This is a genomic window from Streptomyces sp. NBC_00885 (genome assembly GCF_045207475.1).
GTDB lineage: Bacteria > Actinomycetota > Actinomycetes > Streptomycetales > Streptomycetaceae > Streptomyces.
This window is the reverse complement of record NZ_CP108796.1, coordinates 4,356,838-4,369,769: the sequence shown is the minus strand read 5'-3', so window position 1 is coordinate 4,369,769 and position 12,932 is coordinate 4,356,838. Positions and strand designations below refer to the sequence as shown.

Here is a 12,932-nt window from a genome sequence, read left to right as displayed (position 1 = left end):
GTGATCTTCAAGCGCATCGGTAACGGGCGGCCGTATCCCGACCACGGCCGGGAAAGCACCCGGCAGTGGGCGGACGTGGCGCCGCGCCCGGTCCGCCTCGATCAGCTCGTGACCACCAAAGGCCAGTTGGATCTCGAAACGCTGCTCGCGGAGGACTCCACGTTCTACGGCGACCTCTTCGCCCATGTCGTGAAGTGGCAGGGCGACCTCTATCTGGAGGACGGTCTGCACCGCGCCGTGCGCGCCGCGCTGCAGCAGCGCCAGGTCCTGCACGCCCGCGTTCTCGAGCTGGGCTGAGCCGCCCGGCCGGGGTTCCGGGCCACCTCAGCGGCCGCTTGGGCGACTGAGCCTTTCGGGCCTTTTACGGACCGTACGGACGCAATCGGTTGATCGTTTAGTAGGCATCGGCACCAGGCGGCACTACGCTGCGCCCATGAGCATGCTCACTCCCCCAGGCATGGGCGGAAAGTACCGCATCACGGGCGACAAGTACCCACGAATGCGACGCCCTCGCAACCGCGGCAGGATCGTTGTGGTGGCCCTCGCCGCGGTGGTCGCCCTCGGCCTCGCCGGCTGGGGAACACTGCAGCTCATCGACGTCTTCACGGGCGACGACGGCAAGACGGCGTCGGCGGCCCGGACGAAGGACTGCAAGAGCGCACCGCAACCCTCCGCCGCGCCCCCTCTGGCCCTCAAGCCGGGCCAGATCACGGTGAACGTCTACAACGCGACCCCGCGCGGCGGCCTCGCCAAGGCGGCCGCCGACGAGCTGAAGAAACGCGGCTTCGCGATCGGCAAGGTCGGCAATGCCCCGGAGGCGTACGACAAGAAGGTGCCCGGCACGGCGATACTGCTGGGCGGTTCCGAGGCGCAACAGGGCGCGTTCCGGGTGCTGGCGACCCAGCTGAAGAGCGGCCGGCCGCAGACCGACGCGCGCCGGACGGCCGACGTCGACCTGATCCTTGGCACGGCCTTCAAGACGCTGGACACGAAGAAGGACGCCGACGCGGCGCTGGCCACCCTGGCCAGGCCCGCACCGGCGCCCTCCGGCGCGTGCTGAGCCGAAATCCGGAGTGAGGGCTACTCCGCCATGCCGTACATCCGGTCGCCCGCGTCGCCCAGCCCCGGCACGATGTAGCCGTGCTCGTTGAGCCGCTCGTCCACGGACCCGGTGACGACGGTGACCGGCGTGCCCGCCAGCTCGCGTTCCATCACCTCGACGCCCTCGGGCGCCGCCAGCAGCACGACCGCGGTCACATCGTCCGCGCCGCGCTTGATCAGTTCCCGGATGGCGGCCACGAGGGTGCCGCCGGTGGCCAGCATCGGGTCGAGGACGTACACCTGGCGGCCCGAGAGGTCCTCGGGCATCCGGGTCGCGTACGTCGACGCCTCCAGGGTCTCCTCGTTGCGGATCATCCCGAGGAAGCCCACCTCGGCGGTCGGCAGGAGCCGCACCATCCCGTCCAGCATGCCCAGGCCGGCCCGCAGGATCGGCACGACCAGCGGGCGCGGGTGCGAGAGCTTCACGCCCGTCGTCCCGGTGACCGGGGTCTCGATGTCCACCTGCTCGGTGCGCACATCTCTGGTGGCCTCGTACGCGAGGAGGGTGACCAGCTCGTCGGCCAGGCGCCGGAAGGTCGGGGAGTCGGTGCGCTTGTCGCGCAGCGTGGTGAGTTTGTGCGCCACCAACGGGTGGTCGACGACATGGATCCGCATGCGCCCAACAGTAGCCCGGGCTGGCATCAACGGTGGGTACGGAGGGAAGGTGGTGGGAGTCCCCCGGGCCGCGGGCCAAGAGGGGTCACGGACCCAGCCGTGGGGTGGTGTGTGGCCGATGCGGGAGCGCGAACCCGAAGAGCAGGAGATAGCGGCGGACGCCGAGCGCAGACGGCGACGCGCCCAGTTCCTCCGCGAACTGGGAGAGGCCAAAGCACTGCGCGACCGCGTCCAGCCCCGGAGGGCAAGAGCGGCCCGGATGCGCCAGCAAATGCGTATGCGGACGTTCCGCTGGTAACAGTCCTGGCAGAACTGATGGCCGACGCAACGACGGAAGACCTCTCGCATCGCGCAGGTTTCTGCCACGATTCCGAGTGGGCGGGGCACGAACAACCGCGCCGCCGGTCGTCACACCTCTGATCAGTGGGAGAGTCACGGTGTACTTCGCCGCACTGCTCGCGCGCACTCAAGACGGGTGGGAAGCGAGCGACACAGAGCTCGACGATGTGGAGACCCTGTCGGATCTGACCGACCTGGCCCGTGAGGCCTCGGTGGACGAGGACACGGTGCTCGTCTACATCGAGCAGGAGGACGCCTGGTTCGGCGTTCTGCGGGTGGAGGGCGAGGAGGACCCTCGTATCTTCGTCTCGGACGCGGCCGCGGCCGCACGCTCCTCGTACGGGGAAATCCTCACCAATGAACTGCTCGGCGGGGACGATGACGACCCGGCCGACGACCTGGACACGCTGGATCTCGACGGCACCGAGGACCCAGAGCCGGAAGACGACGACGCCGACGACGAGGTCGGCGAGTCGGGTTCGGCCGCCGAGCTGGTGCCCGCGGGACCCGTCGGTGATCGCGACATCCTCATGGACCTGGGGCTGTCGGAGAAGGAGCTGCTGGCACTGGACACGGACGCCCTGCTGGAGATCGCGGACGCCTTGGGCGCAGCCGAGGTGCTGGAGACCGTCCGCTAGTGACCGGGGGCGTACCTGATCCCGCATCCGGACCCGCAGTCGATCCGGTACGCGACCCGTGGAAGGCGCCGATGCGTCTCGCCATCGAGGAGGCGCAGCGCGCGGCGCTGTCCGGCGATGTGCCGGTCGGCGCCGTCGTGCTGTCCGCCGACGGCACGCTGCTCGCCGCCGGGCACAACGAACGCGAGGCGACCGGCGATCCGACGGCGCACGCCGAGGTGCTGGCGATCCGCAGGGCCGCGGCTCTGCTCGGGCAGTGGCGGCTCGGCGGGTGCACGCTCGTGGTGACGCTGGAGCCGTGCACGATGTGCGCGGGCGCGATCGTGCAGTCCCGGGTCGACCGGGTGGTCTACGGCGCACGCGACGAGAAGGCGGGCGCTGCGGGTTCGCTCTGGGACGTCGTACGGGACCGACGGCTGAACCACCGGCCCGAAGTGATCACCGGCGTGCTCGAGCGGGAGTGCGCCCAGCAGCTGACGGACTTCTTCCGCGAGCGCTGACCGACGGGGTCCTGATACGGATTTCAGAGCACGGCCCACCTTGGGCTAAGCTCTCTCCCGGTAGCGTGTCCGAGCGGCCGAAGGAGCTCGCCTCGAAAGCGAGTGTGGGGAAACTCACCGAGGGTTCAAATCCCTCCGCTACCGCTCTTGTCGAAGGACCCCGGTGCACTGCGCCGGGGTCCTTTGCCGTGCTCGGTTAGACTCACGCGACGCACGGCCAGGGGGCTGCAGGGGCGCCAGGGATTCACAGGGGAGGCAGGGGCTGATGGTGCAAACGAAGAAGATCGCTCTCTACGCCGTCATCGTCTTCGCGCTGTACACGATCATCACCTCGCCGGCCAGGGCAGCCGATCTGGTGCAGATAGGGTTCGAGGGCATATCGAGCGCCGCGCAGGGCGTCGGAAACTTCATGACCGAGCTCGTGAACTAGGAGAGCCCCGTGATCCGCCATCTGGTCCTCTTCAAGCTCAACGAGGGCGTCGAGCGCGACGAGCCGCGCGTCGCCGCCGGGGTGCAGGCCTTCCGGGAACTGGACGGGCAGGTGCCCGAGCTGGAGTTCTGGGAGTGCGCCTGGAACATCACCGACCGGCCCATCGCCTATGACTTCGCGATCAACTCCGCGGTGGCCGACCGTGATGCGCTCAAGCGGTACCTCGAGCATCCGGCCCATCAGGCGGCCGCCGGTCAGTGGCGCGAGTTCGCCACGTGGGTGATCGCGGACTACCCATTCTGAACCCCCGCCTTTCCAGGCCCCTCGCCACTGCGGCGGGGGGCTTTTGAGGTTTAAAAGCCAACTTACCTTCAACACGTAGTTATGCGGTGCTTGCACACAGTGGACATGTCTTGTGATGCTATGACCGCTTTTGACGGATGAGTTGACCTTAGTTGACCGCAAAGGGGTGGCGTGACCGTGCCGGCCAGTACTGCGCCTCAAGTCCCACCCCAGAACGAGCGGCCGGACGATCCCTCTGCCGCCGCGAAACCGCAGAGCAGGGGCGCGGACACCCGGGCGCTCACCCAGGTGCTCTTCGGCGAGCTCAAAGAGCTTGAGCCGGGCACCCCGGAACACTCCCGCGTGCGTGGCGCGCTGATCGAGGCGAATCTGCCGCTCGTGCGGTACGCCGCGGCCCGCTTCCGCAGCCGCAACGAGCCGATGGAGGACGTCGTCCAGGTCGGCACCATCGGGCTCATCAACGCCATCGACCGCTTCGACCCCGACCGCGGGGTGCAGTTCCCGACCTTCGCGATGCCCACGGTCGTCGGCGAGATCAAGCGGTACTTCCGCGACAACGTACGGACCGTCCATGTACCCCGCCGGCTGCACGAGCTGTGGGTCCAGGTCAACGGCGCCACCGAGGACCTGACGACGGCTCACGGCCGCTCGCCCACGACCGCCGAGATCGCCGAGCGCCTCAAGATCGGCGAGGACGAGGTGCTGGCCTGTATCGAGGCCGGGCGCTCGTACCACGCGACCTCACTGGAGGCCGCCCAGGAAGGTGACGGGCTGCCAGGACTGCTCGACCGGCTCGGGTACGAGGACCCCGCGCTGGCCGGCGTAGAACACCGCGATCTGGTCCGCCATCTCCTCGTACAACTGCCCGAGCGCGAACAGCGCATCCTGATGCTGCGCTACTACAGCAATCTGACGCAGTCCCAGATCAGCCAGGAACTCGGCGTTTCACAGATGCATGTGTCAAGGCTGCTTGCCCGAAGTTTTGCCCGACTGCGATCCGCAAACAGGATCGAGGCGTAGCTGAAACGGGTAGACCGTTTGCGCGCCGGTTCCAGCGACCCAACAACCCCGCACCCCCTGCTTCCTGCACAGATTCGCCGGTTACTTGTCGACATGTCACTTCAGCGTGTTGCCGACATGTGACATTCTGCGGGAACCGCGTTTGCCGCAGCTCCGCCTCCGGTATTCAGGTGGAGGCTGCGTTCCTCCGATGGTCGTGGCCGCCGCGACCGTCCGCGACCTCAAGGGGGTGGCATGTCCGTAGAACAGGGCAGCTCCAAGGTGCTCACGCTCACGAAGAGCGCGCCCGCACCTGTCGTACCCGACAGCTCCGAGGCCATCAACACCCGCACTCTGTCCCGCTCCCTGTTCCTGCGGCTGCGCGCGCTGGACACGGAAAACGCCGCGGGCGGAGCGGACACCCCGGAGCGCACCTATGTGCGCGACACCCTCATCGAGCTCAATCTCCCCCTCGTGCGGTACGCGGCGGCCCGTTTCCGCAGCCGCAACGAACCGATGGAGGACATCGTCCAGGTCGGCACCATCGGCCTGATCAAGGCGATCGACCGGTTCGACTGCGAACGCGGCGTGGAATTCCCCACGTTCGCGATGCCGACGGTCGTCGGCGAGATCAAGCGCTTCTTCCGCGACACCTCGTGGTCGGTGCGGGTGCCGCGCCGGCTCCAGGAGCTGCGGCTCGCGCTCACCAAGGCCAGCGACGAGCTGGCGCAGAAGCTGGACCGCTCCCCGACCGTTCCCGAACTCGCCGCGGTGCTGGGGGTGTCGGAGGAGGACGTGGTCGACGGTCTCGCCGTCGGCAATGCCTACACCGCCTCCTCGCTGGACTCGCCCTCGCCCGAGGACGACGGCGGCGAGGGCTCGCTGGCGGACCGTCTGGGCTACGAGGACTCGGCACTGGAGGGTGTGGAATACCGCGAGTCGCTCAAGCCCCTGCTGGCCAAACTCCCGCCCCGCGAGCGGCAGATCATCATGCTCCGCTTCTTCGCGAACATGACCCAGTCGCAGATCGGCGAGGAGGTCGGCATCTCGCAGATGCATGTCTCGCGACTGCTGACCCGTACGCTCGCGCAGCTGCGGGAGGGCCTGATCGCCGACTGAGCCGGCCGAAGCCCAGTGGGCGGGGTTCCTTATTGACGGTGCGTCAGACACACTGGCGCGATGCGACGACGTCATGGGGCCGCTCTCGCGGCGGTCGCGCTCTGCTTCGGCGGGGCGCTGACCGCGTGCGGGAGCGGCGGCGGCGACGGTTACGTGGCCCTCGGGGCCGCGGGGTCCGGGCCCGACGAGGCGCCCACCGCGGCCGTGCCGCCGAAGGGCAAGGTCGTTCTGGTGCCGCTGGACGGCACCACACCGTCCGGCGGCGAGGCGGGGAGGCCGCCGGGCGATCAGGCCGCGAACGGGACGGGACTGCCCGCGGTGCCCGGCAGCGGCGGCACGTCGAGCGGTACGGGCGGCAGCACCGGCGGTTCCGGGGGCCGGGGCGGCCCGGGAGGCGCCTCAAGCGGTACGGGCGGCGGCCCAGGAAGCACGGGCAGCGCAGGCGGCTCGGGGACTTCCGGCGGCAGCGGCGGATCGGGCGGTACGGGCAGCAGCACCGGCGGCACCACCCCGCCACCCGGCCCGACGCCGACACCGCCCCCGGCCGGACCCGCGGTGCTCGCACTCGGCGAACCGGTGCGTGCCGCGCTGGACGAGCGCTGGTGCGAGCAGGTGACCGTGGAGTTCCGCAACACCGGCCGCTCGCCGGTGACCTCGGGCACCGTCACCTTCGCGACGCACATCATCGGCGCACTCGGGATCGACTGGGCGACCGTCGAGTCGGCTCAGCCGCTGCCCGCGCCGATCGCCGCGGGAGCGGTGAGAAAACAGGCGTACACCGTGTGCGTGGACGCCTGGCGGGTGCCGCTGGGCATGCATGTCGAGACCCAGGACGTCACCGCCGTATGGAAGTGACGCTGCGCCAGGGGGTTCAGCCGAGAGCGAGCCAGGCCACCGCGCCGAGGATCGCGACGGCCGCGATGACGCCGACGATCAGCCCGATACGCGAGGACGACTGGGCGGCGGGCGCCGCCTGGCGGCCCTGCGGCACGCCCTCGTCGACGAAGGCGCGGAACATCTGGGTGCTGCCCGCCGGGTCGTAGTTGCCCTCGGGGCCCTGACCTTGGGGAGCATGGGGGTTGTGTGCCATGGGGCAGGACCCTAGCGAACCCGGGTGCGCCGCCCAACCCCGGGCAGGTGGCGGATACCTCCCCCTGAGGGCCATGACCGGCGGTATGCGAAGCCTTTGGTGTTCCTTTACTCCCGGACGCCCGATTTAGTTTGCCTGCGGCAACCAACAGCTTTTATGGTTGCCCTAAGCAACAAGGCGCGGGGAGGGACGGCCATGGCCGCACAGAGTCAGTACGCGGAACTGGCCCGTCAGCTCAGCGCCATCGGCGCCGTGAAACGCGGCCTCGCGCGGATGCTGCCCGCCGAGTGCCCGTCCGGTTCGGCCGCCGTGCTCACCCTGCTGGACCGGCACGGCGAGATGCGGATGAGCCGGCTGGCCGAGCTGCTCGCCGTCGACATGTCGGTCACCAGCCGCCATGTCGCCCACGCGGCGGAGCGCGACTGGATCGAACGGCTCACCGACCCGGGGGACAAGCGCTCCCGGATCCTGCGGCTCACCCCCGCGGGACTGGTCATGCTCGACGAGCTCGCCCGGCGGACGACCGAGATGTTCGCCCAGAACCTCAAGGACTGGTCCGGCGAAGACGTCGGACAGCTGATCGTCATGCTCGCCCGGCTCCGCGACAGCTTCGCCGACTGCCGGGCCCACCACCCCACCCGTACACCCGCTTGAGACGTAAGGAAGTTCATGGCTACAACCACGCCGGCCGGTGTGCGGGGCGGCGACGCCAATCGCGGAGGTCAGGTCTCCGAGGGCGCGCCGATGACCCACCGGCAGATCATGGAGGCGCTGTCCGGGCTGCTGCTCGGCATGTTCGTCGCCATCCTGTCGTCCACGATCGTCTCCAACGCCCTGCCGGAGATCATCACCGACCTCGGCGGCGGCCAGAGCGCCTACACCTGGGTGGTCACGGCCTCGCTGCTCGCGATGACCGCGACGACCCCGCTGTGGGGCAAGCTCGCCGACCTCTTCTCCAAGAAGCTGCTGGTCCAGATAGCCCTGGTCATCTATGTCCTGGGCTCGGTGGTCGCCGGACTCTCCCAGAGTGCCGGGATGCTCATCGCCTGCCGGGTCGTCCAGGGCATCGGCGTCGGCGGTCTCTCCGCCCTCGCGCAGATCGTGATGGCCGCGATGATCTCCCCGCGCGAGCGCGGGCGTTACAGCGGCTACCTCGGCGCGACCTTCGCCGTCGCCACCGTCGGCGGCCCGCTGCTCGGCGGTGTCATCACCGACACCGACTGGCTCGGCTGGCGCTGGTGCTTCTACGTCGGTGTGCCGTTCGCGGTCATCGCGCTGATCGTCCTGCAGAAGACCCTGAAGCTCCCGGTCGTGAAGCGTCAGGTCAAGGTCGACTGGTCCGGAGCGTTCTTCATCAGCGCGGCGGTCTCGCTGCTGCTGGTCTGGGTGACCTTCGCGGGTGACAGGTACGACTGGGTCTCCTGGCAGACGTACGCGATGGTCGGCGGCTCGGTCGCGCTCGGCGCGATCTTCCTCCTGGTGGAGTCGAGGGCGAGCGAGCCGATCATCCCGCTGCGGCTGTTCCGCAACCGCACCATCACGCTGGCCTCGCTGGCCTCGCTCTTCGTCGGCGTCGCGATGTTCGCGGGCACCGTCTTCTTCAGCCAGTACTTCCAGCTGGCGCGCGACAAGTCGCCGACCATGTCCGGCGTCATGACCATCCCGATGATCGGCGGCCTGTTCCTCTCGTCGACGGTCTCGGGCCAGGTCATCACCAAGACGGGCCGCTGGAAGGCCTGGCTGGTCAGCGGCGCGGTGCTGGTGACGGCGGGCCTCGGACTGCTCGGCACCATGCGGTACGACACCGAGTACTGGCACATCGCGATCTTCATGGCGGTGCTGGGTCTCGGCCTCGGCATGATGATGCAGAACCTGGTGCTCTGCACGCAGAACCAGGTCTCCCCGGAAGACCTCGGCGCGGCGAGCTCGGTCGTCACCTTCTTCCGTTCGCTGGGCGGTGCGGTCGGGGTCTCCGCGCTGGGCGCGGTCATGGCCAACCGGGTCACGCGCTACGTCAAGGACGGACTGGCCGAACTCGGCCCGCAGGGCGCGGCGCTGGGCCACGGGGGCACGGCGGGCGGCGGCATTCCCGACCTGGACAGGCTGCCCGCGCCGATCCGCACGGTGATGGAGAGCGCGTACGGACACGGTGTCGCCGATGTCTTCCTCTACGCGGCGCCGTTCGCGCTGCTGGCCTTCCTGGTGACGCTGTTCATCAAGGAGGTCGCACTGAAGAGTCACGCGAAGGAGTCGGCGGTGGCGGCCGAGTCCCCTGTCGCGACGGTCGTCGCCGGGACCTCCGTACGGGAATAGGCTGCGGCGCATGGCACCCAACATCGCCACCAACACCGCGGTGGAACTGGACGAGTTGCTGGACTTCGTACGCCCCAGGCACCGGGCCATCCTCCTCACAACCCGCGCGGACGGCACGCCGCAGGGGTCCCCGCTGACGTGCGGGGTCGACGATGCGGGCCGTCTCGTCATCTCCACGTATCCGGAACGCGCCAAGACCCGCAACGCGCGGCGCGACCCGCGGGTCAGCGTGATCGTCCTGTCGGACGACTGGAACGGCCCCTGGGTCCAGATCGATGGCACGGCGGAGGTACTGGACGCACCGGACTCGGTGGAACCGCTGGTGGAGTACTACCGGAACATCGCGGGGGAGCACCCGGACTGGGACGAGTACCGGGAGGCGATGGTGAAGCAGGGCAAGTCGATCATCCGGGTGACGGTGGAGCGGTGGGGGCCGGTGGCGAGGGGCGGGTTTCCGGCGAGGCTCAGCGGGGGCTGACGGTGCGGGGGGTGCCCCCACCCCGCCCCTTCCCGTAAGCGGGGCTCCGCCCCGGACCCCGGGGGTACGTGGGAGCTGACGCCCCCACACCCCGGTGCTCCAGCGGCTCCGCCGCGGAACAATAGACGCGGGGCTCACGCCCCGCACCCCGTTGCGGCAGCTTCGCGCCGCCGCGACCAATCGGCCCGTCCGTAGGGTGGGCCAGGGGCGTTGGTGGTTGCAGCCCGGTGGGTGGCTTCGCGGGCGAACCCGCAGCCCTTCCGGTGGGGAGGGGCGGTGCAGGGTCGTCCCCGCGTTTCCAGCGGTCGTGGTGAGCGTGGGCCAGGGGGCGTTGGTGGTTGCGGCCGGTGGTGGTCCCGCGGGCGAACCCCCGCGCACCGCAGCCCGTCCAGTGGGGAGGGGCCGTGCAGGGTCGTCCCCGCGTTTCCAGGGGTCGTGGGCACCCTGGGCCAGGGGCGTTGGTGGTTGCGGCCGGTGGGGGGTCTCGCGGGCGAACCCCCCGATTGGCGGCCAACACCGGGTGCCCTGACGAACCCTCATCGCCGCCGACGCCGAGGAGTCGATCCCGGAGGGGACCCGGAACCCGCACCCCGCGCCGGCCCGCACCGCGGACGCCAAGGCCCGAGCCACGGCACCCCGCGCCGAACCCCTACGCGCGAGCAACCATCGCTTCGATGCCCGCCATCAGAAGCTCCAGCGCGAACCCGAAGTCCCTCTCCCTCATTTCCTCCACCGTGTCCCCGCCCCGCGCCTCCATCAGCTCCGACGCCCTCTCCACCATCTCCCTGAACTCCGGCTGTTCGCTCACCGTCCCCATCGCCTGGCGGAAGTACTCGTCCTGGCTCATCCCCGCCGTCGCGCACCTCTGAATGAAGTGCCCCTCGACCGTGCCGAACCCGTACACGAACTGGAACACCGCCGCGAGCGCTCCCATCTGCCCGTGCGGCGGCAGGCCCGTGTTGCGCATCACCTGCTGGACCGCCAGTGAGAACGCCATCGCGTTCGGGCCGATGTTCAGGAACGTACCGATCAGCGGTGACACCCAGGGGTGGCGGACCAGCAACGCGCGGTAGCCGGTGGCCAGTTCGCGCAAGCGCTCGCGCCAGTCCCCCGTCGCGGTCACCTCCGGCAGTCGCAGCGTGCCGAAGACCGAGTCGAGTGCCAGCTCCAGCAGGTCGTCCTTGGTGTCGACGTACCAGTAGACCGACATCGCCGTGACGTTCAGCTCCGCGGCCAGGCGGCGCATCGAGAACTTGGACGCGCCCTCGGTGTCGAGGAGCCGGACCGTCGCTTCGATGATCTTGTCGCGGTCGAGACCGGCAGGCTGGTCGCGGGTGCCCGGTTTGCGGCCACGGTCCCGGTCCGTCTTGCCGTCCAGCCACACGCTGGTCCGCGCGGGCCCCTTGGCGCGGTCGGCCGCACTCACCATCGCGCATCCTCCTCGGTTCGCCCCCCGACTCCGATGCTATGCCGCTGGCCTGGGTGAGTCTTCCCGCCCGGCCCGCCGCAGCAGCATCGCGGCGAGCAGCCCGCCGGCGAGTACGGCGACCGCGCCGACCAGCTGACTCGTCTGGAGGCCCGAGGCGAAGGCGTCGGAGATGCGGCCGCGTTCGGCGGGGCCGTCAGCCGCGGCGAGGGCTGCCGGGAGGGAGGCCGCGCCCGCGACGGTCGCTGCGAGCGCGGCGAAGCGGGAGTTCAGCACGGCACCCAGGACGGCGACCCCGAGGCCGTTGCCGAACTCGGCGAGGGTGCCGTTCACGCCGGCCCCCACCCCCGCCTTCTCGGGCGGAATCGCGCTCATGATGGCGTTCGCCATGGCGGGCATGGAGAGCGCGACGCCCGCGCCCATGACGACGAGCCCGAGGAGCGTGCCGCCGTATCCGTCGCCACCGAGTACCGCGATCGCCGCGAGCCCGGCGGCGACCAGGGTCATCCCGGTGGCGATGGTCCCGGGGGTGCCGAGCTTCGGCAGCAGCCGGGCGCCTACGCCGGTCAGGTTGAGGGCGATGACGGTCAGTGCGAGCGGCGCCGTACGCAGACCCGCGTCCAGCGGCCCGTACCCCAGCACGAACTGGAGGTGCTGGGTGAGCAGGAACAACGAGCCGCCCATGCCGAAGGCCACAAGGATCGCGCCCGCGACCGCGCCGATGAAGCGCTGGTTGCGGAAGAAGTGCATGTCCAGCATCGGATACGGGATCCGCAGCTCCCAGAGGACGAAGACGGCCAGGACGAGAACTCCGCCCGCCGCGGAGGCGAGGACCTGCGTGGACGTCCAGCCGTGCTCGGGCCCGGAGATGATCGCGTACACCACGGCCGTCATGCCGATGGTGGACAGCAGCGCACCGAGCAGGTCCGGCCGGTCGCCCTGCACCGGGGGTCCGGGGGTTGTCCCCCGGGAAAACACAGCCTTGGACTCCGGTACGAGTGCGAGGACCGCGACCAGCCCGATCGCCGCCACCGGGATGTTGACCAGGAAGATCGCGCCCCACCAGAAGTGGTCGAGCATGACCCCGCCGATGAGCGGACCGGCCGCGAAACCGAGGGAATTGACGGTGGACCAGAGGCCGATGGCTTTGACGCGCTCGGTGTCGTCGAAGATCTGGACGACGACCGCGAGGGTGGTGGTCATCAGCAGCGCGCCGCCGACGCCCATGCCCGCACGCGCGGCAATCAGCCCGGTCGCGGTCTGCGCGAGTCCGGCGGCGAGCGAGCCGAGGCCGAACAGCGCGAGCCCCGCGACCAGCATTTTCTTGCGGCCGTAGCGGTCGGAGGCGTTGCCCGCGGTGAGCAGGAGCCCCGACTGGACGAGCGAGTACGCGTTGATCATCCATTGGATGTCGGCCGTGGAGGCGTCGAGCTCCCGGGTGAGGGAGGGGATGGCGACGCTGAGGACGGTGTTGTCGAGCAGCACGGTGAGCTGGGCGAGGCAGATGACGCCGAGGATCAGCCAGCGCTGCGGATGGCGGCCGGCGGGGGCCAGGTCGGTCTCGGCGGTCGTTGCCGTCAT

The 12,932-nt window shown here is 69.9% G+C and carries 16 protein-coding genes, 1 tRNA gene and 1 pseudogene; 14 read left to right on the top strand and 4 right to left on the bottom strand.

The features are described 5' to 3' along the window. Positions 1–297, top strand: a complete 297-nt coding sequence (locus OHA61_RS19825; RefSeq protein ID WP_003955420.1) for a type II toxin-antitoxin system VapB family antitoxin — start codon at positions 1–3, stop codon at positions 295–297. Between the two features lie 136 nt (positions 298–433). Continuing rightward, the gene (locus tag OHA61_RS19820; RefSeq protein WP_406304140.1) at positions 434–1,060 is read left to right on the top strand and encodes a LytR C-terminal domain-containing protein; all 627 of its coding nucleotides are present in this window, start codon (positions 434–436) and stop codon (positions 1,058–1,060) included. 20 nt (positions 1,061–1,080) lie between these two features. Here the strand turns inward: OHA61_RS19820 and upp are convergent, their stop codons facing one another. Further along, the gene (gene upp / locus OHA61_RS19815) at positions 1,081–1,716 is read right to left on the bottom strand and encodes a uracil phosphoribosyltransferase (protein WP_266480827.1); all 636 of its coding nucleotides are present in this window, start codon (positions 1,714–1,716) and stop codon (positions 1,081–1,083) included. 118 nt (positions 1,717–1,834) lie between these two features. Here upp and OHA61_RS19810 point away from each other — a divergent pair, with 118 nt between their 5' ends. The 9 genes from OHA61_RS19810 (at position 1,835) to OHA61_RS19770 (ending at position 6,899) form a co-directional block, all read left to right on the top strand. Beyond that, a complete protein-coding gene (locus OHA61_RS19810; protein ID WP_361908457.1) occupies positions 1,835–2,014 on the top strand; it encodes a hypothetical protein in 180 nt (59 codons plus the stop codon). Positions 2,015–2,153: 139 nt separating this feature from the next. Continuing rightward, positions 2,154–2,693, top strand: coding sequence for a hypothetical protein (locus OHA61_RS19805; RefSeq protein WP_406304138.1), 540 nt, complete (start codon positions 2,154–2,156; stop codon positions 2,691–2,693). 71 nt (positions 2,694–2,764) lie between these two features. Next, positions 2,765–3,193 (top strand): tRNA adenosine(34) deaminase TadA, encoded by a 429-nt coding sequence (tadA, locus tag OHA61_RS19800; RefSeq protein ID WP_406304137.1) that lies wholly within the window; start codon positions 2,765–2,767, stop codon positions 3,191–3,193. A gap of 59 nt (positions 3,194–3,252) precedes the next feature. After that, positions 3,253–3,337: transfer RNA gene (locus OHA61_RS19795), tRNA-Ser, on the top strand. Positions 3,338–3,458: 121 nt separating this feature from the next. Continuing rightward, positions 3,459–3,623: a hypothetical protein gene (locus OHA61_RS19790; RefSeq protein ID WP_324985257.1), complete on the top strand. Its 165-nt coding sequence runs from the start codon at positions 3,459–3,461 to the stop codon at positions 3,621–3,623. A gap of 9 nt (positions 3,624–3,632) precedes the next feature. Beyond that, positions 3,633–3,926: a Dabb family protein gene (locus OHA61_RS19785; protein ID WP_406304136.1), complete on the top strand. Its 294-nt coding sequence runs from the start codon at positions 3,633–3,635 to the stop codon at positions 3,924–3,926. 177 nt (positions 3,927–4,103) lie between these two features. Further along, positions 4,104–4,946 (top strand): RNA polymerase sigma factor SigF, encoded by an 843-nt coding sequence (locus tag OHA61_RS19780; protein WP_266480814.1) that lies wholly within the window; start codon positions 4,104–4,106, stop codon positions 4,944–4,946. Between the two features lie 234 nt (positions 4,947–5,180). Beyond that, positions 5,181–6,044, top strand: a complete 864-nt coding sequence (locus tag OHA61_RS19775) for an RNA polymerase sigma factor SigF (RefSeq protein ID WP_406304135.1) — start codon at positions 5,181–5,183, stop codon at positions 6,042–6,044. Between the two features lie 60 nt (positions 6,045–6,104). Then, positions 6,105–6,899: a hypothetical protein gene (locus tag OHA61_RS19770; RefSeq protein WP_406304134.1), complete on the top strand. Its 795-nt coding sequence runs from the start codon at positions 6,105–6,107 to the stop codon at positions 6,897–6,899. Between the two features lie 16 nt (positions 6,900–6,915). On the opposite strand, the gene OHA61_RS19765 is transcribed toward OHA61_RS19770, so the two are convergent. Then, the gene (locus tag OHA61_RS19765) at positions 6,916–7,134 is read right to left on the bottom strand and encodes a hypothetical protein (protein WP_324985269.1); all 219 of its coding nucleotides are present in this window, start codon (positions 7,132–7,134) and stop codon (positions 6,916–6,918) included. Positions 7,135–7,329: 195 nt separating this feature from the next. Between OHA61_RS19765 and OHA61_RS19760 the strand changes: the two genes are divergently transcribed. The 3 genes and pseudogenes from OHA61_RS19760 (at position 7,330) to OHA61_RS19750 (ending at position 9,925) form a co-directional block, all read left to right on the top strand. Then, the gene (locus tag OHA61_RS19760) at positions 7,330–7,788 is read left to right on the top strand and encodes a MarR family winged helix-turn-helix transcriptional regulator (protein ID WP_406304132.1); all 459 of its coding nucleotides are present in this window, start codon (positions 7,330–7,332) and stop codon (positions 7,786–7,788) included. 15 nt (positions 7,789–7,803) lie between these two features. Then, positions 7,804–9,417, top strand: a pseudogene (locus OHA61_RS19755) (MDR family MFS transporter); the annotation flags it as partial. Between the two features lie 40 nt (positions 9,418–9,457). After that, positions 9,458–9,925: a PPOX class F420-dependent oxidoreductase gene (locus tag OHA61_RS19750; protein ID WP_406304131.1), complete on the top strand. Its 468-nt coding sequence runs from the start codon at positions 9,458–9,460 to the stop codon at positions 9,923–9,925. 649 nt (positions 9,926–10,574) lie between these two features. Here the strand turns inward: OHA61_RS19750 and OHA61_RS19745 are convergent. Then, a complete protein-coding gene (locus tag OHA61_RS19745) occupies positions 10,575–11,354 on the bottom strand; it encodes a TetR/AcrR family transcriptional regulator (RefSeq protein ID WP_406304130.1) in 780 nt (259 codons plus the stop codon). Positions 11,355–11,390: 36 nt separating this feature from the next. Beyond that, positions 11,391–12,932, bottom strand: a complete 1,542-nt coding sequence (locus tag OHA61_RS19740; protein WP_406304129.1) for an MFS transporter — start codon at positions 12,930–12,932, stop codon at positions 11,391–11,393.

Bases quoted from the DNA above. Each gene is read 5' to 3' on its own strand.
- OHA61_RS19820 (WP_406304140.1), top strand. From the start codon at position 434: ATGAGCATGCTCACTCCCCCAGGCATGGGCGGAAAGTACCGCATCACG.
- upp (WP_266480827.1), bottom strand. From the start codon at position 1,716: ATGCGGATCCATGTCGTCGACCACCCGTTGGTGGCGCACAAACTCACC.
- OHA61_RS19810 (WP_361908457.1), top strand. From the start codon at position 1,835: ATGCGGGAGCGCGAACCCGAAGAGCAGGAGATAGCGGCGGACGCCGAG.
- tadA (WP_406304137.1), top strand. From the start codon at position 2,765: ATGCGTCTCGCCATCGAGGAGGCGCAGCGCGCGGCGCTGTCCGGCGAT.
- OHA61_RS19790 (WP_324985257.1), top strand. From the start codon at position 3,459: ATGGTGCAAACGAAGAAGATCGCTCTCTACGCCGTCATCGTCTTCGCG.
- OHA61_RS19775 (WP_406304135.1), top strand. From the start codon at position 5,181: ATGTCCGTAGAACAGGGCAGCTCCAAGGTGCTCACGCTCACGAAGAGC.
- OHA61_RS19770 (WP_406304134.1), top strand. From the start codon at position 6,105: ATGCGACGACGTCATGGGGCCGCTCTCGCGGCGGTCGCGCTCTGCTTC.
- OHA61_RS19765 (WP_324985269.1), bottom strand. From the start codon at position 7,134: ATGGCACACAACCCCCATGCTCCCCAAGGTCAGGGCCCCGAGGGCAAC.
- OHA61_RS19760 (WP_406304132.1), top strand. From the start codon at position 7,330: ATGGCCGCACAGAGTCAGTACGCGGAACTGGCCCGTCAGCTCAGCGCC.
- OHA61_RS19750 (WP_406304131.1), top strand. From the start codon at position 9,458: ATGGCACCCAACATCGCCACCAACACCGCGGTGGAACTGGACGAGTTG.
- OHA61_RS19745 (WP_406304130.1), bottom strand. From the start codon at position 11,354: ATGGTGAGTGCGGCCGACCGCGCCAAGGGGCCCGCGCGGACCAGCGTG.
- OHA61_RS19740 (WP_406304129.1), bottom strand. From the start codon at position 12,932: ATGACGGCAACGACCGCCGAGACCGACCTGGCCCCCGCCGGCCGCCAT.